At 74.8% G+C, this 25,107-nt stretch carries 25 protein-coding genes; 4 read left to right on the top strand and 21 right to left on the bottom strand.

The window, feature by feature from the left end:
• Positions 1-93: 93 nt before the first annotated feature.
• From ACIA5A_RS07825 to ACIA5A_RS07725, 21 genes are all read right to left on the bottom strand, one after another.
• Positions 94-1,443: a hypothetical protein gene (locus tag ACIA5A_RS07825; protein WP_396757724.1), complete on the bottom strand. Its 1,350-nt coding sequence runs from the start codon at positions 1,441-1,443 to the stop codon at positions 94-96.
• A 3-nt stretch (positions 1,444-1,446) separates the two neighbouring features.
• Positions 1,447-2,412 (bottom strand): alpha-ketoacid dehydrogenase subunit beta, encoded by a 966-nt coding sequence (locus ACIA5A_RS07820; RefSeq protein WP_396757721.1) that lies wholly within the window; start codon positions 2,410-2,412, stop codon positions 1,447-1,449.
• Positions 2,412-3,383 carry a thiamine pyrophosphate-dependent dehydrogenase E1 component subunit alpha gene (locus ACIA5A_RS07815; protein ID WP_396757718.1) on the bottom strand — a complete coding sequence of 324 codons (972 nt, stop codon included), beginning with the start codon at positions 3,381-3,383 and terminating at the stop codon, positions 2,412-2,414. The genes ACIA5A_RS07820 and ACIA5A_RS07815 overlap by 1 nt, the downstream gene beginning before the upstream one ends.
• Positions 3,380-4,177 carry a DUF3050 domain-containing protein gene (locus ACIA5A_RS07810; protein WP_396757715.1) on the bottom strand — a complete coding sequence of 266 codons (798 nt, stop codon included), beginning with the start codon at positions 4,175-4,177 and terminating at the stop codon, positions 3,380-3,382. The genes ACIA5A_RS07815 and ACIA5A_RS07810 overlap by 4 nt, the downstream gene beginning before the upstream one ends.
• Before the next feature lie 2 nt (positions 4,178-4,179).
• A complete protein-coding gene (locus ACIA5A_RS07805) occupies positions 4,180-5,103 on the bottom strand; it encodes a phytanoyl-CoA dioxygenase family protein (protein WP_396757712.1) in 924 nt (307 codons plus the stop codon).
• Positions 5,100-6,200 carry a 4-hydroxyphenylpyruvate dioxygenase gene (gene hppD / locus ACIA5A_RS07800; protein WP_396757709.1) on the bottom strand — a complete coding sequence of 367 codons (1,101 nt, stop codon included), beginning with the start codon at positions 6,198-6,200 and terminating at the stop codon, positions 5,100-5,102. The genes ACIA5A_RS07805 and hppD overlap by 4 nt, the downstream gene beginning before the upstream one ends.
• A gap of 61 nt (positions 6,201-6,261) precedes the next feature.
• Complete coding sequence (locus tag ACIA5A_RS07795; protein ID WP_396757706.1) at positions 6,262-7,503, bottom strand: beta-ketoacyl-[acyl-carrier-protein] synthase family protein; 1,242 nt, start codon at positions 7,501-7,503, stop codon at positions 6,262-6,264.
• Positions 7,500-9,119: a class I adenylate-forming enzyme family protein gene (locus tag ACIA5A_RS07790; RefSeq protein WP_396757703.1), complete on the bottom strand. Its 1,620-nt coding sequence runs from the start codon at positions 9,117-9,119 to the stop codon at positions 7,500-7,502. The genes ACIA5A_RS07795 and ACIA5A_RS07790 overlap by 4 nt, the downstream gene beginning before the upstream one ends.
• Positions 9,116-9,607, bottom strand: a complete 492-nt coding sequence (locus ACIA5A_RS07785; protein WP_396757700.1) for a hypothetical protein — start codon at positions 9,605-9,607, stop codon at positions 9,116-9,118. Before ACIA5A_RS07785 ends, ACIA5A_RS07790 begins: the two co-directional genes overlap by 4 nt.
• Positions 9,608-9,714: 107 nt before the next feature.
• Positions 9,715-10,845 carry a beta-ketoacyl-[acyl-carrier-protein] synthase family protein gene (locus ACIA5A_RS07780; protein WP_396757698.1) on the bottom strand — a complete coding sequence of 377 codons (1,131 nt, stop codon included), beginning with the start codon at positions 10,843-10,845 and terminating at the stop codon, positions 9,715-9,717.
• Positions 10,838-11,083, bottom strand: a complete 246-nt coding sequence (locus ACIA5A_RS07775; RefSeq protein ID WP_091056033.1) for a hypothetical protein — start codon at positions 11,081-11,083, stop codon at positions 10,838-10,840. The genes ACIA5A_RS07780 and ACIA5A_RS07775 overlap by 8 nt, the downstream gene beginning before the upstream one ends.
• On the bottom strand, positions 11,083-11,346 hold the full coding sequence (locus tag ACIA5A_RS07770; RefSeq protein ID WP_091056030.1) for an acyl carrier protein: 264 nt from the start codon (positions 11,344-11,346) through the stop codon (positions 11,083-11,085). The genes ACIA5A_RS07775 and ACIA5A_RS07770 overlap by 1 nt, the downstream gene beginning before the upstream one ends.
• A gap of 217 nt (positions 11,347-11,563) precedes the next feature.
• Entirely contained in the window at positions 11,564-12,949 is a 1,386-nt protein-coding gene (locus tag ACIA5A_RS07765) for a class I adenylate-forming enzyme family protein (RefSeq protein WP_396757694.1), read from the bottom strand.
• 219 nt (positions 12,950-13,168) lie between these two features.
• Positions 13,169-14,416, bottom strand: coding sequence for a beta-ketoacyl synthase N-terminal-like domain-containing protein (locus tag ACIA5A_RS07760; protein ID WP_396757692.1), 1,248 nt, complete (start codon positions 14,414-14,416; stop codon positions 13,169-13,171).
• A complete protein-coding gene (locus ACIA5A_RS07755; RefSeq protein ID WP_396757689.1) occupies positions 14,413-15,684 on the bottom strand; it encodes a beta-ketoacyl-[acyl-carrier-protein] synthase family protein in 1,272 nt (423 codons plus the stop codon). Before ACIA5A_RS07755 ends, ACIA5A_RS07760 begins: the two co-directional genes overlap by 4 nt.
• Complete coding sequence (locus tag ACIA5A_RS07750; RefSeq protein WP_396757686.1) at positions 15,681-16,091, bottom strand: cupin domain-containing protein; 411 nt, start codon at positions 16,089-16,091, stop codon at positions 15,681-15,683. The genes ACIA5A_RS07755 and ACIA5A_RS07750 overlap by 4 nt, the downstream gene beginning before the upstream one ends.
• The gene (locus ACIA5A_RS07745) at positions 16,088-16,798 is read right to left on the bottom strand and encodes an SRPBCC family protein (RefSeq protein ID WP_396757683.1); all 711 of its coding nucleotides are present in this window, start codon (positions 16,796-16,798) and stop codon (positions 16,088-16,090) included. The genes ACIA5A_RS07750 and ACIA5A_RS07745 overlap by 4 nt, the downstream gene beginning before the upstream one ends.
• Complete coding sequence (locus tag ACIA5A_RS07740; protein ID WP_396757680.1) at positions 16,795-18,261, bottom strand: acetyl/propionyl/methylcrotonyl-CoA carboxylase subunit alpha; 1,467 nt, start codon at positions 18,259-18,261, stop codon at positions 16,795-16,797. The genes ACIA5A_RS07745 and ACIA5A_RS07740 overlap by 4 nt, the downstream gene beginning before the upstream one ends.
• Entirely contained in the window at positions 18,261-18,737 is a 477-nt protein-coding gene (gene accB, locus ACIA5A_RS07735) for an acetyl-CoA carboxylase biotin carboxyl carrier protein (protein ID WP_396757677.1), read from the bottom strand. Before accB ends, ACIA5A_RS07740 begins: the two co-directional genes overlap by 1 nt.
• The gene (locus ACIA5A_RS07730; RefSeq protein WP_396757674.1) at positions 18,737-20,470 is read right to left on the bottom strand and encodes an acetyl-CoA carboxylase carboxyltransferase subunit alpha; all 1,734 of its coding nucleotides are present in this window, start codon (positions 20,468-20,470) and stop codon (positions 18,737-18,739) included. Before ACIA5A_RS07730 ends, accB begins: the two co-directional genes overlap by 1 nt.
• On the bottom strand, positions 20,467-20,829 hold the full coding sequence (locus ACIA5A_RS07725) for a TcmI family type II polyketide cyclase (protein ID WP_396757672.1): 363 nt from the start codon (positions 20,827-20,829) through the stop codon (positions 20,467-20,469). Before ACIA5A_RS07725 ends, ACIA5A_RS07730 begins: the two co-directional genes overlap by 4 nt.
• Before the next feature lie 410 nt (positions 20,830-21,239).
• On the opposite strand from ACIA5A_RS07725, the gene ACIA5A_RS07720 reads away from it, so the two are divergent.
• The 4 genes from ACIA5A_RS07720 (at position 21,240) to ACIA5A_RS07705 (ending at position 25,064) form a co-directional block, all read left to right on the top strand.
• The gene (locus tag ACIA5A_RS07720) at positions 21,240-22,079 is read left to right on the top strand and encodes a BTAD domain-containing putative transcriptional regulator (RefSeq protein ID WP_396757669.1); all 840 of its coding nucleotides are present in this window, start codon (positions 21,240-21,242) and stop codon (positions 22,077-22,079) included.
• A gap of 97 nt (positions 22,080-22,176) precedes the next feature.
• Complete coding sequence (locus ACIA5A_RS07715; RefSeq protein WP_396757666.1) at positions 22,177-22,524, top strand: TcmI family type II polyketide cyclase; 348 nt, start codon at positions 22,177-22,179, stop codon at positions 22,522-22,524.
• Positions 22,525-22,743: 219 nt separating this feature from the next.
• Positions 22,744-23,661, top strand: a complete 918-nt coding sequence (locus tag ACIA5A_RS07710) for a helix-hairpin-helix domain-containing protein (RefSeq protein WP_396757663.1) — start codon at positions 22,744-22,746, stop codon at positions 23,659-23,661.
• 200 nt (positions 23,662-23,861) lie between these two features.
• A complete protein-coding gene (locus ACIA5A_RS07705; protein ID WP_396757661.1) occupies positions 23,862-25,064 on the top strand; it encodes a low temperature requirement protein A in 1,203 nt (400 codons plus the stop codon).
• Positions 25,065-25,107 lie beyond the last annotated feature (43 nt).

The following is a 25,107-nucleotide window of genomic DNA, read 5'->3' as shown; positions in this document are numbered from 1 at the left end:
CCCGACCGAGGCCGACAAATCCCGTTGAAGACCCGAAGTCAGTCAGTCGGTGGGTCAGACCTCGGCGGGAGGTGCTCACAAACATCATCTCTGTCAGTCGGTGAGCAGGATGCCGGTCATCAGGACGCCCCGGGCCAGGTTGAGCACCCCCTCGCAGCCGGGATAGCCGACGCGCGCCAGCGCGCCGGAACCGGTGCGGCCGAACAGGTACGGGGCGAGGCTGTACGGGACGGCGGCGGTCACCGTCTCGCCGGTCTCGATCTGCACGAAGTCCATCGCCACCCGGTCCGCCTCGTGGTAGCGCTGCAGGATGTGACCGCCCTCGTCGATCGCGGCGCGGACCCCGTCCTCCCAGGCCACCGCGCTGCACTCCGGCCCGATCAGCACCCCGTGCCCGGCCGAGCCGCCGGCCGGCTTCGCCACCAGTTCGGCCTGCTCGGCGAGCGCCCGGTCGAGCTGGTCGGCGGTCAGCGCGACGGTGTGCGGCACGTACCGGCGGATCAGCGCCCGGTCCGGCTCCGGCAGCAGGTCCAGGTCGGCCCAGAGCCAGGCGTAGTTCAGCTTGTTGCTGAGCAGCCAGGCCGCGCTGCTGACGAACATCGGCAGCGTCCCGGCCGCCAACGCGCCGGCCACCGCGTCCAGGCCGGCGCTGGGCGTGACCCGGTTCGGCACGAAGAGCCGGAACAGCGCGTCCACCGGGGCGCCGCCGACGACCAGCCGGCTCTCGTCGTCGAGCGTGGCGGTGGCGACCGGGGCGATGACCAGGTCGATGCCGAAGCGCCGGGCCTGGTCGGCGAGCGGGGAGAGGATCCGGATGAACGTCTCCGGGTCGTCCAGCCCCGGATACTCCGCCTCGAAATCCATCAGCAGCGCCACCCGCGCGCCGTCGGGCAGGCCGAGGCCGTCCCGGATGGCGACGAACCGCTGGTCCAGCAGGGACGGCGCGGGCCGGACGCCGTCGAGCAGGCCGTGCGCGCGGTACAGCTCCGCGTACCGCTGGATCACCGTGTCGGCGTCGAAGCCGCCGCCGAGACTGCTGTCGATGTTGTACTCCACGATGCACGGCACCCCGCCGGAGAACAGCACATCCGGGCGGTACGCGGCCAGCAGCCCGTCGTGCAGCTCCTCGTCCGGGTCCAGCAGCCGGGTCTCCCCGTCCGGCACGTCGAGCAGCCGGCGCAGCTCACCGGCGGTGCGGGCCCGCCGCCGGCACGCCTCCAGGATGAGCTGGACGATCCGGTCGCAGACCTCGTTCAACTCGCGGAACGCGTCCGCGGTGAGCACCGGCGGACGGGCCAGTCGCCACTGCTTGTTGTAGGTGGCCCGACCGTGGAAGATCTCCTCCCAGGCGCCGGCGCCGGCCGTCACCATCGCCGCGCGGGTCGACTCGGGCAGGTCGGTCCACGCCTCGCCCAGCGGCGGCCACGGGTAGTTCGTGTCCATCGTTCATCCGTCCTTCAGGGTCAGTTGGATGGCGGCGGTGAGCTGGTCCCGGCCGGGCTGCACGGCCCGGTCCAGAGCCGGCGCGAAGGGCAGCACGGCGCCGTCGGGCCGGGTGACCCGCCGGGGCGGGGCGGCCAGCCGGACCCGCTCCACGACCGTCGCGACGATCTCGCCGGCGATGCCGCAGGAGCGGTTGCCGTCGTCCACCACCACCAGGCGCCCGGTGCGGCTCACCGAGTCGACGAGCCCGTCGAAGTCGAACGGGTACAGCGTGCGGGGGTCGAACACCTCGACCGACGCCTGGCCGGACAGCTCCTCGGCGACCGCGAGCGCGTCGTGCACCAGGTGCCCGACCGCGACCACCGTCACGTCGTCGCCCGGCCGGCGGACCACGCCCCGACCCAGCGGCACCGGCGCCGGGTCGGTCACGTCCTCCCGCAGCTCCAGCGCGCCGGCCGGGGCGAACACCACCACCGGGTCGTCGCAGCGGATCGCGGAGACCAGCAGCCCGTACGCGTCGGCCGGGGTGGCCGGCACCACGGTGGTCACCCCGACGTGGGCGAAGAGCGCGTACGGGTGGTCGGAGTGCTGCCCGGCCCAGCCGGTGCGGGAGCCGGAACCGGGCACCACGTAGGTGACCGGCACCGCGCACTGGCCGCCGGTCATCAGCGGGAACTTGTGCGCGTGGTTGACGATCTGCTCGAAGACCAGGAACAGCAGCGACGGGATCTGGAACTCCACCACCGGGCGGGCCCCGGCCAGCGCCGCGCCGGTGGCGAAGCTGGTGAACGCCTGCTCGGACAGCGGGGTGTCGCGCACCCGCTCCGGGCCGAACCTCTTCAGCAGGCCGGTGGTGACGTTCGCGGCGGCCACCCGGATGTCCTCACCGAGCACCACGACCGACTCGTCGCGGGTCATCTCGTCGGCGAGCGCCCGGGTGAGCGCCCTGCGATAGGAGAGCCGGGGCATCAGCCACCTCCGGTCCGGGCGGTCAGCCCGCTGGCGTACAGGTGGTCCAGGGCGGTCGCCGGGTCGGGGTGCGGGCCGGCCAGCGCGAAGTCGACGGCGGCGTCGAGGACCGCCTCCACCGCCGCGTCCACCTCGGCCCGCACCGCCGGGGCCAGCCGTGCGCCCTGGATGTCGACCGGGTCGCGGGAGCGGCCCTCGGCCACCTCCCGCGGCGACCGGTAGTCGAGGCGTACCCGGTGTTCGAAGGTGTGGTGGGCGTCGAAGCGGTAGGTGTGCGCCTCGATCAGCTCGGGGCCGCCGCCGACGCGCATCCGCGCGACGGCGGCGGCGCTCGCCGCGCGTACCGTCTCCGGGTCCTGGCCGTCGACGGCGGTCGCCGGCATGCCGAACGCCTCGGCCCGCCCGGCGATCGTGCCGGCGACCGCGCCGGCGACCGGCATGGTGGTGGCGTAGCCGTTGTTCTCGCAGACGAACAGCACCGGCACCCGCCAGAGCGCGGCCAGGTTGAACGCCTCCAGCAGCATCCCCTCGTTGACCGCGCCGTCGCCGAAGAACGTCGCGCCGACCACGTCGGCGCCGCGCCGCCGGCGCTCCCACACCGCACCGGTGAGGATCGCGCCGGCGGCTCCGACGATGGCGTTGGCGCCGAGTACGCCGACGCCGAAGTCGGCGGCGTGCATGGAGCCGCCCCGGCCGCGGTTGAGCCCGGTGACCCGGCCGCACAGCTCGGCCAGCATCCGGGCCGGGTCGGCGCCCTTGGCCAGCACGTGCCCGTGCCCGCGGTGGGTGCCGGTGACCAGGTCGTCGGCGGCCAGCGCCGCGCACACCCCGGCGGCGATCCCCTCCTGGCCCAGGTAGGGGTGGATGCCGCCGACGATCTCCCCGGCGTCGACCAGCTCGATCGCGCGCTCCTCGAAGCGGCGGATCAGCCGGACGGTCCGGTAGAGCGCGGCCGGGTCGGCTCCGGTCACGCCGGACGGCCCTCCTTGATCGCGGCGAGGATGTCGTCCCAGAGCCGGGCCCGGGCGGCCAGCGCGTCGTTCACCGTGTCCGCGCACTCCTGCCACTTGGTGTCGTCGTCGCCGCACAGGTCGGCGAGCATCTGCATGGCCATCGGGGTGTGCTGCTCGCCGTCGACCTCGATGTGCCGCTCCAGGTAGTCGACGAACGTGTTGAGCCGGTTGCTGCGCTCGTTGACGGCGACGACCTGGGTGAACATCTCCGGGATGAGGTCCTCCCGGCCGAACGCGAACGCCGCCGCCTGGCAGTGCACCGGCGTGCTCTCGATGATCCGCCAGGTGGTGCCGGCGAACGCGGCCGAGGCCGCCGGCACGCCTGCCGCGCCGAGCGCCTCGGTGACCGGCCGGCCGGCGCGCAGCAGGTCGACCAGGCTGGTCACGGCGGTGGTGTCGGCGCCGGCCTCGGTCATGCCGTTGACGTACAGCTCGAAGTGGCTGATGTAGCCCTCACCCAGCTCGTCGCTCTCCTCCACCATGACGATGTCGTTGATGAGGCGGCGGCTGCCGGTCGGCCCGGTCGGGATCCACGGCACGGTGACGCAGGTGAGCTGGCGTTGCAGCGACTTCAGCAGGGACATGAAGTCCCAGACCGCGAAGACGTGGTGCTCCATGAAGGTGACGAGCGCCTCGTGGGTGTCGAGGTTGGCGTAGAGCGGGTGCTTGACCACCACGTCACGCCGCTCGGTCACCGCCCGTTCCAGCCGCTCGATGCCCGGGTGCGTCTTCCCCCAGTCGTACCGTGACATTGTCAGCCTCCCTGCTGGGCGCGGTCGCGCCAGATGACCGGGCAGTAATCGGGGTCCGCGTAGTCCGGCCGGCCCTCGTGGGTGCGGCGGACCAGCACGTCGTGGTTGTACGCGGCGAGCGAGCCGTCGGAGAGCGGATACTCCCGCCAGGCGTTGTCGCCGTCCTGCAGGTGCAGCGAGACCGCCCGTCGGGGGCGTCCGCTGACGTTGGCGCCGCTGCCGTGGTAGGTGCGGCAGTGGTGGAAGCTCATGTGTCCCTTCGGGATCACCATGGGCACCTTGCGGATCTCGGCGTGGTTGTACGCCGCGTTCTCGGCAAGCATCACCTCGAGCTGGTCGCGGTCCCGGTCGGCGAAGTGCCGGACCACGGTGTCGTCGGCGCCGATCTCCCGCCACCGGTGGGAGCCGTCGACCATGGTGATGGTGCCCATCTCCTCGCCGCAGTCGTGGAACGGGATGAACGCGGTGAGCATGTTCTCCGACGACGACGACGCCCAGTAGTGCTTGTCGAAGTGCCACGGCACGATGTTGGACGGCTCGCCGGCGACCGGCGGCTTCCAGATCAGCGTGGACTGGAAGATCCGGATCTCGACGGCCCGGGCCAGCCGGGCGGCGACCGCCCCGATCAGCGGCTTGCGCAGGATCCGGGCGATGCCGTCGTGCTCGTGGTGGACGTAGTCGTTGTGCCGTTGCACGTCGCCGCGCGACGGGTCCCAGTAGGCCAGCTTCGGCGGGCGCACCGGCAGCCGCCGGTCGCGCTCCCCCGCGTAGTAGCGGTCCGTCGCCGCGACGAGGGCGTCCACCTCCTCGTCGGTGAGCAGCTTCTTCGACAGGTACCAGCCGTGTTCGGCGTAGTGCCGGACGTCGTCGTCGGAGGGCAGCAGCGCCTCCTCCTCGACGGTCAGCCCGGGATCGATTGTCGTCATACCCCTGCACTCCCTCCGGCCGCGACGGTGGGGGTCGCCCCCGCCGCGGCCAGCTCACGTTCCTTCGCCTCGTAGAGCGCCTTGATGTTGCCGCTGCCGAAGGTGCGCGCCCCGCGCCGCTCGATCACCTCCAGGAAGAGCGTGCGGCGCACGTGCATCGACTCGGTGAAGATCTGCAGGAGCTGCCCGTCGTGGTCGGAGTCGACCAGGATGCTCAGCTCGCGCAGCCGGTCGACGGGCGCGTCGAGCCGCCCGACCCGCTGTTCCAGGTCGTCGTAGTAGGCGCCGGGCGTGCGGGCGAACCGGACGCCCCGGCCGGCGAGCGCGCCGACGGTGGCGACGATGTCGTCGGTGCGCAGCCCGAGGTGCTGCACCCCGGCGCCGGCGTGCCAGCGCAGGAAGTCCTCGATCTGCCCGGGCCGGGCGCCGGTGTCCGGCTCCAGCAGCACCAGGGTCACCTGCCCGGACGGGCTCTGCACCACCTTGGAGTTCATCGCCTGCCCGGCGACCTCGATGTGCTCGTCGAAGATCTCGGCGAAGCCGAACACCTTCTCGTAGTGCGCGACCGTCTCGTCGAGCTGCCCGGGCGGCACGCAGACCGCCAGGTGGTCCACCTCGGCCAGCAGCGCGTCGCCGTCCGCGGCCGGCACCGGCTCGATCGCGCCGGGCAGGAACACGCTCCGGTCGCCGCGCCGCTCGACGAGGCGGTGCAGCACGTCGCCGAAGCCGCCGACCTCGGCGAGCACCACCTCGGCGTCCGCGCCGGTGTAGGTCCGCGGTGGCGTCACCGGCGTCGCGCCCCGGTCCACCAGCTCCGCGTACGCCCCGGCGGCGTCGTCGACCGCGAGGGCCACCACCGCGATGCCGTCGCCGTGCCGGTGCACGTAGGTGGCGGCCGGGTGTTCGGCGGACAGGCCGGTGGTGAGCAGCAGCCGGATGCCGGCCTGCGCCAGCAGCAGCGACCGCTGCCCGCCCAGCCCGGTCTCCGGGCCGCCCTGGCCGTGCAGCCGGAACCCGACCGCCGTGTCGAAGTAGAAGGCCGCCTGCCGGGCGTCCCCCACGTACAGCTCCAGATGGTCTATGCCGTTGACGTGCATGGGCTTCCCCCTCATCCCCCGTGGTCGAGACCCGGGCACCTCGCCCGGGGTTGGAGTCCGGTCAGTCCGTGGCCGGGGTGGCGACCCGGCGCAGCAGCAGGCTGACGTTCTGGCCGCCGAACCCGAACGAGTTCGTCAGCGCGTGGTCGGTGCGGGTGGACCGGGGCACGGCGCGGACGTGGTCCGCCTCGCACTCCGGGTCCGGGTCGTCCAGGTGGTAGGTGGGTGGCAGCAGGCCACGCCCGAGCGCCAGCGCGGTGGCCGCCGTCTCCAGCACCCCGGACGCGCCGAGCAGGTGCCCGGTGAGCGCCTTGGTGGAGCTGACCGGCACGCCGCCGACGCCGAACACCTCGGCCAGCGCGGTGGTCTCGGCGACGTCGCCCAGCTTCGTGCCGGTGCCGTGCGCGTTGACGTAGCCGACGTCGGCCGGCGAGATCCGGCCGGCGGCGAGCGCCTTGCGCATGCACGCGGCCGCGCCGGCGCCGTCCGGTCGCGGCGCGGTCGGGTGGTACGCGTCGGTGGTCGTCCCGTAGCCGGCGACCTCGGCGTAACCGGTGACGCCCCGCGCGGCGGCGTGCGAGGCCCGCTCCAGCACCAGCAGCGCCGCGCCCTCGGCGAGCACGAAACCGTTGCGCCGCTTGTCGAACGGCCGGCTGGCCTCGGTGGGCTCGTCCCAACCCCGGGCCAGCGCCCGGGCGTTGCCGAAGGTGTCGGCGAACGTGCCGAACAGCGGCGCCTCGCTGGCCCCGCAGACCACCACGTCGGCCTCGTCGGCGCGGATGAGGCGTACCCCGTCGGCGACGGCCTGGGCGCCGGAGGCGCAGGCCGTGCCGACCGCCGAGCTGTAACCGCGGATGCCGTGCGCGATGGCGATACGCGCCGAGGGCATGTTCGGCAGGATGCCGGTGAGCAGGTAGGGGCTGACCGCGGCCCGGCCCCGGTCGGCGCGGGCGAGGACCTGGCTCTCCAGCGTGGACATCCCGCCGACGCCGCCGACGATCACCGCGATCCGCTCCGGGTCGACGTCGCGCCCGACCTCGATGCCGGCGTCGGCGAGCGCCTCCGCGGCGGTGATCAGGGCGAGCAGCACGACCCGGTCGAGGATCTTCGTCTCCGGGCCGAAGGCGACGGTGCGCGGGTCGATCGGCGGCAGCACCCCGGCCACCTCCAGGCTGTCGCGCGCCGGGTGTCCCTCCGGGGGGCGGCGCAGCCCGGACCGGCCGGTGAGCAACGCGTCGAACGTCTCGACCACGCCCCGCCCGACCGGGGTGAACAGGCCCATGCCGGTGATCAGCGCGGTCATGACGGCGCCTCGGTCAGGTAGCGCTCGCGCAGCGCCACCTTGCGCACCTTGCCGGTGACGGTGACCGGGATGTCGTCGGCGCGTACCGGCACCACCCGGCGCAGCGTGGCCGCGACGTCCGGGCCGAGCGCGGCGCGGATGCGGGCAGTGCGGTCCTGCGCCGGGTCGGCCCCGGCGGCCAGTTCCAGCAGCACGTCCGTGGTGACGTCGCCGTCGTCCGCCTTGACGATCACCACCGTGCAGTCGGTGACGTCGGCGCAGGCGGCGAGGATCCGTTCCTCGGACAGCGCGGTGAAGAAGCGCCTCCCGTCGGCCGTCTCGATCGAGTCGACAGCCCGGTCGAGGTGGTAGTAGCGGCCGTCGTCGTCGGCGTACACCAGGTCGCCGGTGAGGTACCAGCCGCGCAGCCGGTAGCGGTAGGTGGTGACCGAGTCGTTCCAGTAGCCGCGGAACAGCGACGGCGAGTCGATGCCCAGCCAGCCGACCTGCCCGGCGGGCAGCTCGTTGCCGTCGGCGTCGAGCACGGCGACGGTCGCGAACCGGTAGGGGCGGCCGACGCAGCGGCCGTAGTGGTTGGTGTCCACGGTGTGCGTGACGTGGAACATCGAGTGGCCCATCTCGCTGGAGCCGAGCCCGTCGATGAAGACCGAGCCGGGCACCCGGGTCACGCCCTCGCGGGTCACCACGTCCCGGGAGCCGACCGCGACCAGCCGGCGCACGTGCGGCTCGTGCGAGCAGTCGCCGGTGTTGAACCACAGCCGCACCGAGTCGAGGTCGTAGCCGGACAGGTCGAAACGGGCCAGCTCCGCCCAGGTCACCGAGAAGCCGAAGACGCCGTCCGGGCGCCAGCGCTGGATCGCGTCGAGCACCCGCTCGCCGCCCTGCTCGGAGAGGAGGAACATCTCGGCCCGGTTACCCAGCGCCTGGTTGACCATGAGCACGGTGGCGGTGTGCGGGGCGGGCAGCGCGTTGAGGATCCGGCGGGTGCCCTGCGCCTGCGGCATGGACAGCAGGTGCCGGGTGGCGGCGAAGAGGCTGGCGTGCGAGTGCAGCACCGCCTTCGGCACGCCGGTGGTGCCGGAGGTGTGGGTGATCACGATCGGGTCGTCCTGGTGGTGCCGGTACGGCGCGGGCGCGGCGTCCGGGTCCCCGGCGCCGGCCGTCGCCGGCTCGCCGAGCAGCGGTGCGCCCAGGTCGTGCCCGGCCAGCGCGGCGGCGTGCGCCGCGTCGGCGAGCACCCCGGCGGCGCGCAGCCGGCGGATGTACTCGGCGGCGATCTCCGGGCGCAGCTTGCCGTTCATCAGCGCCGGGATCGCGCCGAGCCGGGTCAGCGCCAGGAACGACAGCACCATGTCGGCGGCGGCGCCGGCCCAGACCGCGACCGGGTCACGCCGGCGCACCCCGCGTTCGTGCAGCCAGGCCGCCCGGGCGGCGACCATCCGGTCCAGCTCGCCGAGCGTCAGCGGCGTCTCGGCCGGGCGGCCGTCGACGGCGGTGTCGAACGTGAGCCCCGGACCGTCCGGGTCGGCGCCGTGGGCCAGCACCCGGGCGAGCACGTTGCCCGCGCCCAGTTCGGTGTCGGCGGCCAGCGCGCCGCGCAGTCCCTTCGTCCTCATTGACGTGTCCCCTCCCCCAGCAGCACCGCGGTCGCCTCGCCCGGCGTACCGTCCGGTGCCAGTTCGATCAGGATCAGCAACGCCTGTGCGGCGTCGCCGTCGTCGCGTAACAGCTCGGCCTCGGCCTCGCCCTCGGCCCTCGGGTCGCCGGTGGGGCTCAGGCACACCACCGGCCCGTCCAGTCCCCAGCGCGCCGCGACGTGCCCGGCCACGCTGTTCGGCACCGACTGGAAGAAGAACAGCGGTCCGACCCGCCCGCCGGCGGCCACGGTGGCCCGCACGTGCGCCGCGCCGGCGGTGTCCCCGCTCGCGCTGGCCAGCAGCACCGCCGTCCGGTTCCCGGCCGGCAGCGGCCCGGACCCGTAGCGCCGTGCGAGGCACCGCTCGGCGACCGCCGCCACCAGCGGCGCGAACTCCGAGTGCACGAACCCCGGCAGGGCCGGTGCTCTCCCGTCGCCGTCCTCGGGCCAGCGCGCCTCGGCCAGCACCCCCCAGCTCGTCGATCTTGCAGTTGGTGCCCCCGGTATGGGCGTTGTGCCACTTCCGTCGGGGCCGAACGTGCAAGATCGCGGAGTGGGGTGGTGCGGTGGGGCGGTCACGGGGCACTCACCAGGAGCGCGGTGTTGGCGCCGCCGAAGGCGGCGTTGAGGGTCAGGGCGTGCCCGGTGGCGGCGGGACGGGGCGCGTCGCGGATGACGTCCAGCGGGCAGTCCGGGTCGGGGGCCAGCCAGCCGGCGGTGGGCGGCAGCTTGCCGTCCCGCAGCGCCAGCACGGTGACCACCAGCTCGAGCAGCCCGGACGCCTCCAACGCGTGCCCGTGCACCGACTTGGTGGAGCTGACCGGCAACCGCCCGGTCCGCTCGCCGAAGACCCGCCGCAACGCCGCCGCCTCGGAGGCGTCGCTGAACGCGGTGCCGGTGGCGTTCGCGTTGACGTAGCCGACCGCGCCCGGGGGCAGCCCGGCGCGGCGCAACGCCGCGTCCACCGCGCGCGCCAGCCCGTCCCCGCCGGGATGCGGCTGGCACGGGTGGTAGGCGTCCCCGGCCCGTCCCCACCCGGCCACCGTAGCCACCGTCTCCGCGCCCCGTCGGCCGGCGGCGTCGGCCGACTCCAGCACCACCGCCGCCACCCCGTCGCCGAGCAGCAGACCGGTGCGGCCGGCGCTGAACGGGCGTACCGCCCCGTCGGCGGCGAGCGCCCGGCCGGCGTCGAAGAGCGCGTACTGGTCCGGTTCGACCAGGTAGCCGGCCGCGACGACGACCCGCTCCAGGTCGCCGCGGCGGATCAGCGCCGCCGCGTCGGCGACCGCGGTGCTCGCCGACACGCAGGCGGTGGTGTAGACCCGGGTCCGCCCGCCCAGGCCGCACCGGGACGCCAGGTGGTCGGCGAGCGCCGGCACCGTCGGCTCCGGCGCCCGATCCGGTACGGGCAGCGAGGGCGGCCCGCCGTGGGTGGCCAGGAACAGCGCCGTGCCCGCCCGGTCGGCCGGGCCCAGCCCGACGGCCCGTACGACGTGGTCGACGGCGTCGGCGAGCTCGTCGGCGAGCGTGCCGGTCTCCGGCAGGGTGGCGGCCACGGTGACCCGGCGGCCGGTGGTGTCGAAACGGCGCACCGGGGTGAACGCCGGGGCGCCGGTGAGCACCCCGGCCAGCAACGCGTCGGCGCCCCTGCCGAGGGCGCTGACCGCGTGCGTGCCGGTGATCCGTACGAGATCCCGCTCAGCCATCAGCGGGAGCGGTGAGCGAGGTGTGGAACACCGCAAGCGCGTCGTCGACGGTGCGGATGCCGGCGAGCTGGTCGTCGGTGAGGTCGAGCCGGCGGTCGTAGCGCTGTTCGACGAGGTGCACCAGCCAGGCCAGCTCCATCGAGCCGACCCGGTCCGGCACCTGGTCGGCGGGTTTCGCGGTCAGTTCGGCGAGCATGCTCACCAGGTCAGCTCGCCCCAGGTCGGGCTGACCGGGCATCAGGAGTGGTCGCTGTTCGCGGCGGCCCGGTCGGCCACCATGGTGGTGAACTCGCCGACCGTCATTAGCGCCAGCTTCTCCGACTCGTCGTCGGCGAACTTCAACCCGTAGCGGTCCTCGACGCGCACGGCGAGGTCGGCCAGCGCCAGCGATTCCAGGTCGACGCCGGAGGGGCCGAGGGTGGTGGCGTCGTCGATCTCCTCGACGTCGTAGTTCATGTCGGCGAGCTGCTCGATGACGAAGGTGCGGACCTCGTCGCGCATGGGCGGAACCTCATTTCCAGGTGAAACAGTTACCGGTGCCCGGTCGGGACACCGTGTCCTTCAGGGACCGGCCGGGCCGTCGGCGTCGCACGGGAGCTGACGCGGCGGCGGGTCCGGCGCGCGGGTGGCGCGCCGTCCGGTCGGACCGGGTTGGGATCGGGGTACGCCGGTCGCCCGCCGGACGCGCGGTGGTGGTCGTGCTCGCGCAGCGGGCCGGTCACGAGACCGCCTCCCGCAGCGCCGGGACGGAGCGGACCAGCTTGCCGGTGGTGGTGCGGGGCAACCTGTCGAGCAGGTGCAGGGCGCGGGGCCGTTTGAAGCCGGCCAGCCGCTCGGCGAGCAGGCGGTCCAGCGCGTCCTCGGTCAGCGCGCCGTCGTGCTGCACGTAGGCGCTGATCCCGTCGTCCCAGACCACCACCGCGGCGGTGACGCCGGGCAGCCCGGCGACGGTGGCCTCCACCTCGGTCAGGTCGACCTTGAGGCCGCCCACCGACACCTGCGAGTCGAGCCGGCCGCGGATGGTCACCAGCCCGGTGTCCGGGTCGACCACGCCGGCGTCGCGGGTGTGCAGCCAGCCGTCGGCCCAGCGGGTCGGGTCGGCGAGCCCGACGTACGGGTTGGCCGGGCAGCTCACCCACAGCTCGCCGTCCTGTTCCCGCACCCGGATGCCGGGGGCGGGCGCGATGGCGGGCCGGTGGCGTCCGTACAGGTCGGTGCCGATGACGCCGACCTCGGTCATCCCGTACATGTTGCCCAGCGGGACGCCGTAGCGGTCGGTGAAGGCCCGGGCGACCGCGGCGGGCACCAGCTCGCCGCCGGTGGTCATCCGGGCGAGCTGGGGCAACGGCCCGCCGGGCAGGGTGGAGGCGAGCAGGCCGATGTGGAACGGCACGCCGAGCACGGTGGCCGGGGTGTCCTGGGCGGCGACGGCGGCGAGCACCGCGTCGCCGCTGAGCCGCTCCGGCGGGCACAGCTCGACGCCCGCGTGCAGGCCGTAGAGCAGGCCGCCGACCAGGCCGAGCACGTGCACCATGCTGGGCAGCAGGATGATCCGCTCGCCGGGTCGGGCCACCCCGTCGATCTCGGTGTAGCGGCGCACCTCGGCGACCAGGTCCTCGGCGGTGCGACCGATCACCTTGGACGGCCCGGTGGAGCCGGAGCTGAGCTGGATCACCGCGTGCGGGCTGCCGGCCGGCCGGTCGGACCAGGCGCTCACCCCGGCGGTGACGTCGACGAAGACGCGCAGCGCGCCGCCGCCGGAGCGCACCGGCGCGACCACCACCTGCGGGTGCAGCCGGTGCAGCGCCCGGTCGACCTCGTGGTCGGTGAGCCGGTGGTCGAGCAGCACCGCCTGGCCGCCGGCCCGCCAGGTGGCGAGCAGGTGCGCCACGTACGCCAGCGACGGCGGCAGGCGCAGCGCGACCGCCCCGCCGGGACGCAGCCCGGCCCCGGTCATCCGCTCCTGCGCCTCGCCGACCAGCCGGCGCAGCGTGCCCCGGTCGACAGGTTGGGGCAGGCGCAGGCAGACGTCGCCGGCCGGACCGGCGAGCAGGACCTCGTCCACCCAACCCGCCGTCGCCTGTGGATTCTCTGCCCCGGTCACGACCCGCCACCGCCCAGCCTAGAGATACGTGAGACCCGCTCCCCTTGGGAGCTGACGGAACCCTACGTCGGGTCTTCTCCGCATCGCCAGATGCAAATGGCTAGATCCAAAACAGCGGCTGGGTGGATTGCTCAGGCTCGATCGGACAGGCAGGATCGAGCGCACGCCGGCTTGGTGGCCCGCCGGCCGCGCCACCCTGCGCCGGGCGCGGCCGGCCGCTCAGCCCGCCGTGGCCGGCGGGGGCGCGGCGCCCCGCAGCACCAGGGCGCTGTTGAACCCGTCGAACCCGCGCGCGCCGACGAGCGCGATCCGGCTGCGCGGCGGGCGGGGCTCGCGCAGGAACGTCAGCTCGCACCCGGGCGCCGGCTCGTCCGGGCCGGCGGAGACCGGCAGCACGCCACGGGAGAACGCGAGCAGCGCGGTGGCCGCGTCCAACGCCGACGAACCCTGGTGGGCGCGGCCGGTCAGCGGCTTCTGCGTGGTCACCGGCGGCGTCCGGTCGCCGAACACGGCCCGCAGCGCGCCCGCCTCGGCCCGGTCGTACGCCGGCACACCGAGCGCGTCCGGCCAGATCACGTCCACGTCGTGCGGGCGGACCGCGGCCCGGTCCAGGGCCAGCTTCACCGCGCGGGCGTAGTGCGTCGGGTCCGGCCCGTGCTCCGGGTCGGTGGGTGCGGCGTCGTGGGTGGCCGCCCAGCCGGTGATCTCCCCGTAGATCCGGGCGCCCCGGCCCAGCGCGTGCCCCAACTCCTCCACCACGAACACCGCGCCCCCCTCGGCCGGCACGTAACCGCTGGCCGCGACGTCGAACGGCCGGTACGCACGCTGCGGGTCGGCGACGTCGCTGAGCAGTCCGGAGCGGAGCTGGCAGGCCAGCGCGTACGGGCTCAGCGGGCACTCGGTCGCCCCGGCGATCACCACCGGGGTGCCCCGCCGGACCGTGCGCACCGCGTGCGCCAGGCTGTCCAGCCCGCCGGCCGCCTCGGACACGGTCACCCCGGACGGGCCCTTGAACTGGTGCCGGATCGACAACTGGCCGACGCTCGCCGCGTAGAACCAGGCGATCGACTGGTACGCCCCGACGGTGCGGGTCGGCCCGCCCCAGAGCCGTTGCAGCTCCCGCTGCCCGAACAGGTTGCCGCCGGAGGAGCTGGCCAGCGTCACCGCCCACCGGTACGGGTCGGGCGAGACGTCCGCCAGCCCGGCGTCGGCCAGCGCCAGCCGGGTGGCGGCGAAACCGAGGTGGCTCCACCTGTCGGTCTGCACCCGCTGCCGGGCGTCGACGAACCCGGCCGGGTCGAAGTCGGCCACCTCGCCGGCCACCCGGGTCGGGTAGGACGCCGGGTCGAACAGCGTGACCGGCCCGGTGCGCCGGGTCCCGGCCGCCACGGTGGCCCAGTGCGCGTCGGAGCCGACGCCGCTGGGCGCGACCACGCCGATGCCGGTCACCACCGCCCGCGCCGTCATGCCGGAACACCGACGAGGCGGCGGAACACCATCGCGGACTGGAAGCCGCCGAACCCGCTGCCCACCGAGAGCGCCACGTCCACCGGCACCTCCCGGGCCTCGTTCGGCACGTAGTCCAGGTCGCACTCCGGGTCCCGGGTGGTCCAGTTGGCGGTCGGCGGGACCACGCCGTACTCGATGGCCAACGCGCAGGCGGCCATCTCGATCGAGCCGATCGCGCCCAGCGAGTGCCCGACCATCGACTTGATCGAGCTGATCGGGACCCGGTACGCGGTCGGGCCGAGCGCGCGCTTGAACGCGGCGGTCTCGTGCCTGTCGTTCTGCCGGGTGCCGGAGCCGTGCGCGCTGACGTACGACACGGCGGACGGGGCGAGCCGGGCCTGGCGCAGCGCGTCGGTGATGGCCACCGCCATCTCCGCGCCGTCCGGCCGCAGGCCGGTCATGTGGAAGCCGTTGCTGCGGCTGGCGTAGCCGGCGACCTCGCAGTAGACGTGCGCGCCCCGGCGGCGGGCGTGCTCGGCCTCCTCCAGCACCAGCACCGCCGCGCCCTCGGCGAGCACGAAGCCGTGCCGGTCGGCGTCGAACGGCCGGGACGCGTGCTCCGGGTCGTCGTTGTCCGGGCTGGTGGCCCCGATCGCGTCGAACGAGGCGACGGTGACCGGGGAGATCGGCGAGTCGGCGGCCCCGGCGAGCACGACGTCGGCCTCGCCGTCGGCGACGAGCTGGTGGGCGTACCCGATCGCGTCGATGCCGGAGGTGCAGCCGGTGGAGACCACCTGGGCCGGGCCGTGCAGGCCGTGCCGGCAGGCCACGTCCGCGGCCAGGCTGCTGGGCACCAGCGCCTGGTAGAGGTACGGGCCGCCGAGGGTGTGGTCGACCAGCCAGTGCCGGCCGGAGTCGCTGACCCGGACGTACTCCTGTTCCAGCGCCATGGTGCCGCCGACGGCGGTGCCCAGCACCACGCCGGCCCGCTCCCGCTCGGCGTCGGTGAGCGTCAGCCCGCTGTCGGCGAGCGCCTCGGCGGAGCAGGCGAGCGCGAACTGCACGTACCTGTCGGCGCGCTGCCGCTCGGCCAGGGTGATCCCGGCGGCGTCCGGGTCGAAGTCGCACTCGGCGGCGATCTGCGAGCGGAACGGCGACGGGTCGAAGAAGCTGATCCGCCGGGTGGCGGTCCGCCCCTCGGTGATCGTCTTCCAGAACCGGTCCCGGGTGGCGCCGCCGGGGGCCACCACCCCGATGCCGGTGACCACGGTGCGCCGGCCGGTCACGACGGCTCCCGTGGCGGTGGGGCGGCGCTCTCGGTGTCGACGTGGCCGAGTTCCGGGCGGGGCGCGAGCGGGCCGAGGTGGAAGACCACCTCGGCCGGCTCGTCGCCGGTGTTGCGCAGCCGGTGCCGGACGTCCTTCGGCACGTACAGCGCCTCGCCGGCGGCCACCGGGACCGGCTGGTCGTCCAGGTCGACGGTGATGGCGCCGCGCGCCACGTAGAGGAACTCCTCGCTGTACGGGTGGTAGTGCTCGGCGATGCTCTCCCCCGGCGCGAGCGCGGCGACGCCCATGAAGCCGGAGGTGCTGCCGACGGTCTTCGGGCCGAGCAGCACCCGCAGCTCCCCGCCGCGCCGCCGGTCGGCGGGCACGTCGTGGGCGCGGACCCGGCCGGTGGTGGTGTCGGTCATCGGGTGCCTCCCGCCGCGTACGCCCGCTCGATCTTCTCCTTGATCACGGCGAGCTGGACCGCGCTGTTGGTGTTGATCCGCTCGGTCATGCCGGCGTTGTCGAGCGGCGCGCCGGGCTTCATGGCGAAGTCCTGGGTCCAGGTCATCCGGGTGCCGCCGGGGATCTCCTCGTAGCGCCAGTGGATGCGCATGTACTCGAACGGCCCGGTCTCCACCCGCCGGGCGTGCACCTGCCGGCTGGCCGCGTCGGCGGTGCGTTCGCTGACCCAGCTCCACGCCACGCCGTTGTCGTCCGGGTGCATGGTGAGCCGGAAGCGGACCGTGTCGCCGTCGCGGTGCAGGATCTCGGCCACCGCGTACTCGGTGAACAGCTCGGTCCACCGGGCCACGTCGTTGGTGACGTCCCAGACCAGCGGCAGCGGCGCGGCGATGTCCACCCCGTTCTCGGTGTGCCCGGGCGGGTCCGCGCGGCGCGCGACCAGGTCCGCGACGCCGTCGATGCTCAGCCCGCCGGCCTGCTCGGGGATCTTCACCCGATACCTGTCGGCCACCACCGCGGCGAGTTCGAGCAGCGCCAGCGAGTCCATGCCCAGTTCCTCCAGGCTGGCCGCCGGCGCGGCGGCGGCCGCCTCCGGGTCCAGGCCGCAGTTCGTCACCAGGATGTCGGTGATCTCACTGGTCAGCGGGCGGTCGGGGGCGAGGGTCATGGGTTCCTCCAGGTGGTCGGGCCGGCGGCGGGCACGGCGGGAGCGGGGGTACGGCCGGCCGGGTCGGCCGCGCCGCGCGGATCGGGCACGGGGTGCGGGGCGGCGTCCCCGGGGTGCGGGGCGAGCAGGCGTTCGACGAGCGCGGTGGTGTGCCGGGCGGCCCGGAAGGCGCTGTCGCGCAGCACCCGCCGGGCGAACGGGATGGTGGTGCGGACGCCGGGTCCAGCCACGTCGAACTCGGCAAGCGCCCGGTCCAGCCGGTCCAGCGCGGCGTCGCGGTCCGGCGCCCAGACCGCCACCTTGGCCAGCAGCGAGTCGTAGTGCGGGCTGACCAGGTAGCCGACGTGACCGTGCGTGTCGACCCGGGTGAACGGGCCGCCGGGCGGTCGGAACCGCTCCAGCCGGCCGGGCGCGGGCGCGAAGTCGCGGTCCGGGTCCTCCACGTTGACCCGGCACTCGATCGCCACCCCGTGCAGCCGCACGTCGGACTGGCGCAGCCGCAGCGGCGTGCCGGCGGCGACGTGGAGCTGTTCGTGCACCAGGTCGACGCCGGTGACCATCTCGGTGACCGGGTGCTCCACCTGGATCCGGCAGTTGATCTCCAGGAAGTGGGCCCGTTCCGCGTCGTCCACCAGGAACTCGACGGTGCCGACGCCGGTGAAGCCGACCGACAGCGCGCCGCGCAGCGCGACCTCGGCGAGCGTGTCCAGGGTGGCCGGTCGCAGCGCCGGCGCCGGGGCCTCCTCGACCAGCTTCTGGTGCCGGCGCTGCACCGAGCAGTCCCGGGTGCCCAGGTGCACGCCGTTGCCCTGGCCGTCGCAGAGCACCTGCACCTCCACGTGACGGGCGTCGGCGAGGTATCGCTCGACGTACACCCGGTCGTCGCCGAAGGCGACCTGCGCGGCGGCGCGGGTGCGGGCGTACGCGCGGGGCAGCTCGGCGGCGGAGCGCACCACGGTCATCCCGCGCCCGCCCCCGCCGGCCGCGGCCTTGACGATCACCGGGTAGCCGACCTCGGCGGCCACCTCCTGCGCCTCGGCCACCGTCGGCGACGTCCGCACGCTGCCCGGCGGCAGCGGCAGGCCGGCCCGGCTCATCAGCGCGCGGGCGCTGGACTTGTCCGCCAGCGCGGCCATCACCTGCGGCGGCGGGCCGACGAAGACCAGCCCGTTCTCCGCGCAGATCTCGGCGAAGTCGGCGTCCTCGGAGAGGAAGCCGTAACCGGGGTGGACCGCCTGCGCGCCGGTCTGCCGGGCCGCCTCGACGATCGCCGCGGCGTTGAGGTAGCTGCGGCGGCTGGCCGCCGGGCCGATCCGGACCGCCTCGTCGGCCAGTCGCACCGGCAGCGAGTCGGCGTCGGCGCTGGAGTGCACCACCACGGTCCGCACGCCGAGTTCCCGGCAGGCGCGCAGCACCCGCAGCGCGATCTCGCCCCGGTTGGCGATCAGCACCTTGTCGAACATCAGGCGTCCCGTCCGGTGACCGGTTCCAGGGCGATGAGCGGCTGGTCGTACTCGACCGGCTTGCCGTCGTCGACGAGCACCTCGACCACCCGGCCGGCCTGGCCGGCGGTCACCTCGTTCATCAGCTTCATCGCCTCCACGATGCCGATCACCTGGCCCGGCCGGACCAGGTCGCCGACCGCGACGAACGGCGCGGCGCCGGGCTCCGGGGCCCGGTAGAACGTGCCCACCACGGGCGAGCGCACGGCCGGGCGGTCGGTGACCGGGGCCGGCACCGGGCCGGCCGGGGCTACCGGCTCGACGGCCGGCGGGGTCGCGTCGCGGGGCGCCGGCACCGGGTCGTGCCACTCCACCTCCAGCGCCGCGTCCCCGCTGCGCAGCCGCACCCGGCGCACCGGGCCGGCCAGGTCGTCGACCAGCCGGCGGGCCTGCCGGCGCAGCCCGTCCAGCACCTGCTCGGACCCGTCGTCGGTCATCACGCCACCTCCGGCCGGCCGCCGGCCGACGCGGTCCCGCCCGGCACGGTCGTCGCCGGCGGGCCGGCGGAGCGGGCCGCGCCGAAGCGACGGAAGCGCTGGCGGCGGCGGCGCACCAGGGTCGCCGGGGGCACCGTGAGCAGCGGGGCGAGGTTCGCCGCCACGGCCCGGCGCAGGTGTTCCGCCGCGCCGGCCGGGTCGCCGTGTGCGGCCGGGCTCGGCTCCGGCACCAGCTCGTCGACCACGCCGAGGCGGCACAGGTCGGCGCCGGTCAGCCGCAGCGCCCGGGCGGCCTGGGGCGCGGCCGAGCTGTCCGGCCACAGGATCGCCGCGCAGCCCTCCGGGCTGATCACCGAGTAGACCGCGTGCTCCAGCATGAGCACCCGGTCGGCGACCGCGAGCGCCAGCGCGCCGCCGCTGCCGCCCTCGCCGGTGACCACCGCGACCACCGGCGTGGGCAGCACGCTCAGCGCGAGGATGTTCTCCGCGATCGCCGCCGCCTGGCCCTGCTGCTCGGCGGCCACGCCGGGGTCCGCGCCCGGCGTGTCCACGAGCGTCACCACCGGCAGCCGGAGCCGGGCCGCGAGCCGCATCAGCCGCAGCGCCTTGCGGTGCCCGGCCGGGGAGGCCATTCCGAAGTTGCGGGCCACCAGCTCGGCGGTGGTGTGTCCCTTCTGGTGACCGATCACCATCACCGGGCGGCCGTCGAGGCGGGCCACGCCGCCGACGATCGCCGGGCAGTCCGCGCCGAGGCGGTCGCCGTGCAGCTCGACGAAGCCGTCGAACGCGGTCTCCAGATAGTCCAGGGTGGTGGGTCGACCGGGGTGCCGGGCGGTGCGTACCGTCTCCCAGGGGTCGCCGGCCGGACCCGCGACGGCGGGCGCCGCGACGGCCGGACGTGACGCCGGCCGGGCCGCCGGCGGACGGCGACCGGCCTCGGCGGCGGCGAGCAGCGCGGCCAGCCGGCCCCGCAACGCGTGCCGGGGCACCACGAGGTCGACCTGGCCGTGCCGCAGCAGGTACTCCGCGGTCTGGAAACCGTCCGGCAGCGTCGCGCCGGTGACCTGGCGGATCACCCGGGGGCCGGCGAAGCCCAGCCGGGCGCCGCTCTCGGCGAGCACCACGTCGGTGTTGGTGGCGAACGACGCGGCCACGCCGCCGTACGTGGGGTCGGTGACCACGCTGACCGTGAGCAGGCCCGCCTCGCGCAGCCCGGCGAGGGCCTGGCTGACGGTGGCCATCTGCATCAGCGACAGCGCGCCCTCCTGCATCCGCGCCCCGCCCGAGGCGGTGACCAGCACCAGCGGGGTGCCGTCGGCGAGCGCCCGCTCGGCGGTGCGGGTGATCAGCTCACCGACCGCGCAGCCGAGGCTGCCGCCGAGGAAACGGAAGTCCATCACCGCCAGCGCGACCGGGTGCCCGCCCAGCCGGGCGGTGCCGCAGAGGACCGCCTCGTCCAGGCCGGTGCCCGTGCGGGCCGCGCCGAGCCGGTGCGGGTACGGCACCACGTCGACGAAGTCGATCGGGTCGACCCGGACCGCCCGGTCCGGCAGCGGGGTGAACGAGTCCGGGTCGACGAGTTGCGCCACCCGCTCCGGCGCGTCCAGCCGCGCGTGCGACCCGCACTCCGGGCAGACGTCCAGGTTGCGGCGCAGCCGCTTGCGGTAGAGCAGCGAGGCGCAGCCGTCGCACCGTGACCAGAGCTGCTCGTCCCGGGGCGCGGTGGTGGTCACGGCCGCCGCCCGGCGGCGTCGTACGGGTTCGCCGGGTGACCCGGGGCGTCGTAGCGGTAGAAACAGTGCGCCATGGCGTCGCGGGGCGAGCGCCAGGTCGGCAGGTACGGCGAGACGTACGGCCGCAGCCGCTGGCTGATCCGCACGAACTCGGGGTGCCCACGGGCGTCCTCGACCGCGCCCTCGGTCGGCGTCTCGGTCTCCAGCAGGTGCACGTAGAGGTCGTGCAGCCGGTAGAGGGCGCGGTGTCGCACGCCGACCAGGCCGGGCAGCTCGGTCGCGTCGGACTCGGCGAAGATCTCGGCGACCCGGTCCTCGGCGGTGGGCACCACCTTGGCGACGATGAGCGATCGGTCCATCCGCGGCCTCCCTGAGTACGTCCCGGTGCGCGGCGGAGCGGTCACGCCGCACGGATGGCTCACCGTGCCGCCGGGGTCGTCAACCGGGCGTCAACCGGCCACCATCGGGCCACGGGGATGGTGACGCTGCGTTGACGCAAACTGTGCATGAGCTATGCGAAGATCCACTTCCGGTTACCGGTTGGCGACACTTATTCGCAGATCACGGCCGACTTACGAGTCCGTTACGGACAGTCAACGACGTCTCCCGACGTTGACTGAGAGTAACAGACGTTGATATTCTCCGTTCCGATCGGCCCGGCCACGGCACATCGCCGGCGAGGAGTCGCGGGCGAGCAGATCCGGGCAGACAGGACAGTCGGGACCCCGTTCCCGACGGTGGGGGGTGCGCCGTGTCCGGTGGATCGACGATGCCGACGGCGGGCGACCACACCCCCCGGGTGGCACTGCACCTGCTCGGCGGCTTCCAACTGCTGCACGACGGCGTGCCGGTGGTGGTGCCCCGCGGCCTGCAACGCGTCATCGCGCTCATCGGGCTGCGCCCGGGCGCCACCCGCAGTCACCTCGCCGGGCTGCTCTGGCCCGAGAACCCCGAGGAACGGGCGCTCTCCTCGCTGCGCACCGCGCTGTGGCGGCTGCGCCAGGACCCGTGCTGCCCGCTGCGCACCGACGGCGACACCGTCCGCCTCGACCCCACCGTCCACCTCGACACCGACGAGCTGGTCGCGGCCGCCGCCCGGGTCCGCGAGGGCGCCCTCCCCCGCGGCGTCACCGGCGCCGGCCGGCACGACCTGCTCCCCGGCTGGTACGACGACTGGGTGCTGCTGGAACGGGAACGGCTGCGCCAACTCCGCCTGCACATGCTGGAGGAACTGGCCGGCAACCACCTCGTCGCCGGCCGCCACGGCGAGGCGTTGGAGGCGGCGCTGGAGGCGATGGCCGCCGAACCCCTGCGCGAGACCCCGCACCGGCTGGTCGTCCGCATCCACCTGGCCGAGGGCAACGCGTTCGAGGCGGTGCACTCCTTCTACGTCTACCGGGACATGCTCCTGCGCGAACTCCGCCTGGAACCGTCCCCGGCGATGACCGCGCTGCTCGACGACACCCTCGCCCCGATCCGCCGGGCCAGCCGCCCGGACCCGCCACCACGGCGTCCCGGCCGGACCCCCGCCACCGCGCCACGCGGCCCCGCGCCGCACCCGCGCGGCGCGACCTCACCACCGCCATCAATGCCCAGGGGTACGCCGTGACGGCGAGGTGACACCCGCACCGACACCGTGGACGTACGACGACCGCCGCCGGCCGGCCGGGTTCGGCGCGGCGGCGGCGCGGCGAGAGGGGTCTGCGATGAGTCGACTGTTGGTGGTCAGCCGGATCGTGCCCGGATCGCAGGGCCGGGTGGCCCAGATCTTCGCCGAGTCCGACGCGACCGACCTGCCCCGGCTCACCGGCGTCCGGCACCGGTCGCTGTACTACCTGCACGACCTGTGCGTCCATCTGATGGAGACCGTCGACGTCGCCCCCGACCTGGCCGCCGAGCTGCGCGACAACCCGCTCTACGAACGCGTCAACGAGCGGCTGTCCGCGCACACCTCGCCGTACCTGCCGACCTGGCACTCCCCCCGCGACGCCGTGGCCGGCTGCTTCTACAGCTGGGACTCCGCCGACGCCACCGCGCCCGACCGGATCCACTGACCGGCGCGGGCCACCGACGGGGGCACCCCGGGACCGCGCACGGCACCAGGTCCCGGGGTGCCCTCCCCCACCCACGGTCATCCTCCGGCCACCGCCCGGCGCGGCCGGTCCCACCGCCGGGCCCCGGCGCCGACCTGCCTGTCGCCCCGCGCGCACGTGTGCGAAGCTGCCCCGAGCTTTCTCGTGACAATCGTGCACGTACATAGAAGGAGGTTGACCATGCCGTCGAGCTTCGGGCAGTGGCTGCTCGTGATCCTGGCCCTGCTCATCGGAGTGGGCGTCGGCTGGGCGGTGTTCGGCCGCCGGTCCGGCGCCGACACCTCGACGCCCACCGTGGAGGGTGCCGCCGCCCCGGCCACCGAGGTGACCGCCACCGTCGACGAAGCGCGGCCCGTCGCGGTGGTCGACGAGTCGCCGGCGCCCGCCGCCGTGACCGACCAGCCGCGCCCGGTCGAGGAGGACAGCGCCGCGCGTCTCGACACCGACCCCGCCGGCACCGACCGCGAGCCGGTCGTCGTCACCGCCGAGCCCGAGCCCACCACCGCCCCGGACGACTCGAAGCCGCTCACCGGCGCGGAGTCGGCCGCCGCCCCGACCCCGGTCGCCTCGGAGCCGATCGACACCCCGGAGCCCATCACCGCTCCGGAACCGATCGCCGTCTCGGAGCCGGTCACCGCCCCGGAGCCGACCACCGCCCCGGAGCCGGTCGCTGTGGACGCGACGCCGTCGGTGGACGCCGAGCCGACCGTCGAGGACGAGCCCGCGGTGGACGCGACGCCGACGCCGGTCGGCGCGGTGTCGGAGCCGGCCACCATCACCGGCACCGAGCCGGCGGCCACGCCTGTCGTCCCGGCACCCCGCAGCTCGGCGGAGAACGACGCGCCGGCGGGCACCGACACGCCGGACGACTTCCGCCGCATCCAGGGCATCGGGCCGAAGCTGGCCGCCGCGCTGCAGGAGGCCGGCATCCGCACCTACCGGCAGCTCGCCGAGCTGGACGAGGCCGCGCTGCGGGAGACCGTGAAGGCGGCCGGCCTGCGCGCCGCGCCCGGCCTGGCCACCTGGCCGCAGCAGGCGAAGGTGCTGGCCGGTGCGCGCGCCGAGGCCGACCGGGTGCTTCCGGCGGGCGCCGAGTAACCCGTGCCACGATGTCGGGCCGGTGGCGACGATTGTCGCCACCGGCCCGCGGCGTCCTCCGGCCACCCCGCCGTGGCCCCCGGACCGCGGGTCCGGCCGGCCGGAATGCCGGAAAGCCGACGGGCGTGCGCGGGCGTCGCTACCGTCGGTGAGGGGGCGGACGGCCCCGCCGCGCGATCCGCCACCGCAGGGAGCAGCTCGTGCCCACCGCGACCCCGGAGCCCGCCGGCCCGCGGCCCCCGGTCCGCGATCCCGAGGCGCCACGCCGGGTGACGCTGCTGGAGCTCTTCTTCGACCTGGTCTACGTGGTGGCGCTGGCGCTGACCTCGCGCTACCTGATCGGCGAGGTGAGCTGGGAACGCGCCGCCGAGGCGCTGATCATCCTGATGGCCATCTGGTGGACGTGGGCGATCACCACGCTGGTCACCGACCTCTACGACCCGCAGCGCGCCGAGATCAAACTGCTGGTGGTGACGGTGATGTTCGGCGCGCTGCTGATGACCACCGCCATCCCGGAGGCGTTCGGCGCGCGCGGGCTGGTCTTCGCCGGCACGTACGTGGCGATCCATCTCGGACGTGGGCTGTTCCTGATGCCCGCGGTCCGGCGCCACCCGCAGACCCGTCGCCGGGCCATCCGGATCTTCGTCTGGTTCGCGGTGTCGGCGGTGCCCTGGCTGGTCGGCGGGGTCGCCGCACACGGCGCCGCCCGCCTGTGGTGCTGGGCCGGCGCGCTGGCCATCGACTACCTGGGATTCCGGCTTGCCTACCCGGTGCCCGGCCTGGGGGCGGTGCCGGACGCGCAGCGCCGGGTCACCGCCGAGCACCTCTCCGAGCGCTACCAGCAGTTCTTCATCATCGCGCTGGGCGACGCCGTGCTGGTCTCCGGCACGGTGTTCAGCCTGCACCACTCCGAGGTGGAGAACATCGCGGCGTTCACCACCGCGTTCGGCACCACGCTGCTGCTCTGGCGCATCTACGTGCACAAGTCCGGTGAGCTGCTGCCGGACGCCATCGCGCGGTCGAACCAGCCGAGCAAGTTCCTGAACACCGCGCCGTACACCCACCTGCTGATGGTGGCCGGGGTGGTCACCACCGCCGCCGGCTTCGATCTGGTGCTGCTGGAGCCGACCGGACACACCCCACCGGCCTGGCTGGCGGTCATCCTCGGCGGTCCGGCGCTGTTCCTGGCCGGTCGGGCCGCCTTCGAGTACGAGGTGTTCAGCCGGGTGTCGCGGTCCCGCCCCGGCGGGGTGCTGGCGCTGCTGAGCATCGCGCCGGCGCTGGTGTTCCTCGCGCCGGTGTACGCCTCCCTCGGAGCCCTGCTGGTGCTGGCCGGGGTGGCCGTCGCCGACCACCGGCGCAGCCGGGGCCGCCCGCCCGAGGAGCCGGTGCCGCCGCACTGAGCGCGCCGTCCGGTAATCGGAATCGGCCGTGTCCGAACCGGCA

Origin of the sequence: Micromonospora sp. NPDC051300, from assembly GCF_044455315.1 — a bacterium.
Lineage (GTDB): Bacteria > Actinomycetota > Actinomycetes > Mycobacteriales > Micromonosporaceae > Micromonospora > Micromonospora robiginosa.
This window is presented reverse-complemented; position numbering and strand designations above follow the sequence as displayed.

What these genes read in the sequence shown, in the direction of transcription:
- ACIA5A_RS07820 (WP_396757721.1), bottom strand. Translation starts at nt 2,412, where the DNA reads ATGCCCCGGCTCTCCTATCGCAGGGCGCTCACCCGGGCGCTCGCCGAC.
- ACIA5A_RS07715 (WP_396757666.1), top strand. Translation starts at nt 22,177, where the DNA reads ATGAGTCGACTGTTGGTGGTCAGCCGGATCGTGCCCGGATCGCAGGGC.
- ACIA5A_RS07725 (WP_396757672.1), bottom strand. Translation starts at nt 20,829, where the DNA reads ATGGACCGATCGCTCATCGTCGCCAAGGTGGTGCCCACCGCCGAGGAC.
- hppD (WP_396757709.1), bottom strand. Translation starts at nt 6,200, where the DNA reads ATGCACGTCAACGGCATAGACCATCTGGAGCTGTACGTGGGGGACGCC.
- ACIA5A_RS07780 (WP_396757698.1), bottom strand. Translation starts at nt 10,845, where the DNA reads ATGGCTGAGCGGGATCTCGTACGGATCACCGGCACGCACGCGGTCAGC.
- ACIA5A_RS07750 (WP_396757686.1), bottom strand. Translation starts at nt 16,091, where the DNA reads ATGACCGACACCACCACCGGCCGGGTCCGCGCCCACGACGTGCCCGCC.
- ACIA5A_RS07810 (WP_396757715.1), bottom strand. Translation starts at nt 4,177, where the DNA reads ATGTCACGGTACGACTGGGGGAAGACGCACCCGGGCATCGAGCGGCTG.
- ACIA5A_RS07775 (WP_091056033.1), bottom strand. Translation starts at nt 11,083, where the DNA reads ATGCCCGGTCAGCCCGACCTGGGGCGAGCTGACCTGGTGAGCATGCTC.
- ACIA5A_RS07790 (WP_396757703.1), bottom strand. Translation starts at nt 9,119, where the DNA reads ATGAGGACGAAGGGACTGCGCGGCGCGCTGGCCGCCGACACCGAACTG.
- ACIA5A_RS07710 (WP_396757663.1), top strand. Translation starts at nt 22,744, where the DNA reads ATGCCGTCGAGCTTCGGGCAGTGGCTGCTCGTGATCCTGGCCCTGCTC.
- accB (WP_396757677.1), bottom strand. Translation starts at nt 18,737, where the DNA reads ATGACCGACGACGGGTCCGAGCAGGTGCTGGACGGGCTGCGCCGGCAG.
- ACIA5A_RS07740 (WP_396757680.1), bottom strand. Translation starts at nt 18,261, where the DNA reads ATGTTCGACAAGGTGCTGATCGCCAACCGGGGCGAGATCGCGCTGCGG.
- ACIA5A_RS07795 (WP_396757706.1), bottom strand. Translation starts at nt 7,503, where the DNA reads ATGACCGCGCTGATCACCGGCATGGGCCTGTTCACCCCGGTCGGGCGG.
- ACIA5A_RS07745 (WP_396757683.1), bottom strand. Translation starts at nt 16,798, where the DNA reads ATGACCCTCGCCCCCGACCGCCCGCTGACCAGTGAGATCACCGACATC.
- ACIA5A_RS07760 (WP_396757692.1), bottom strand. Translation starts at nt 14,416, where the DNA reads ATGACGGCGCGGGCGGTGGTGACCGGCATCGGCGTGGTCGCGCCCAGC.
- ACIA5A_RS07770 (WP_091056030.1), bottom strand. Translation starts at nt 11,346, where the DNA reads ATGCGCGACGAGGTCCGCACCTTCGTCATCGAGCAGCTCGCCGACATG.
- ACIA5A_RS07825 (WP_396757724.1), bottom strand. Translation starts at nt 1,443, where the DNA reads ATGGACACGAACTACCCGTGGCCGCCGCTGGGCGAGGCGTGGACCGAC.
- ACIA5A_RS07720 (WP_396757669.1), top strand. Translation starts at nt 21,240, where the DNA reads ATGCCGACGGCGGGCGACCACACCCCCCGGGTGGCACTGCACCTGCTC.
- ACIA5A_RS07805 (WP_396757712.1), bottom strand. Translation starts at nt 5,103, where the DNA reads ATGACGACAATCGATCCCGGGCTGACCGTCGAGGAGGAGGCGCTGCTG.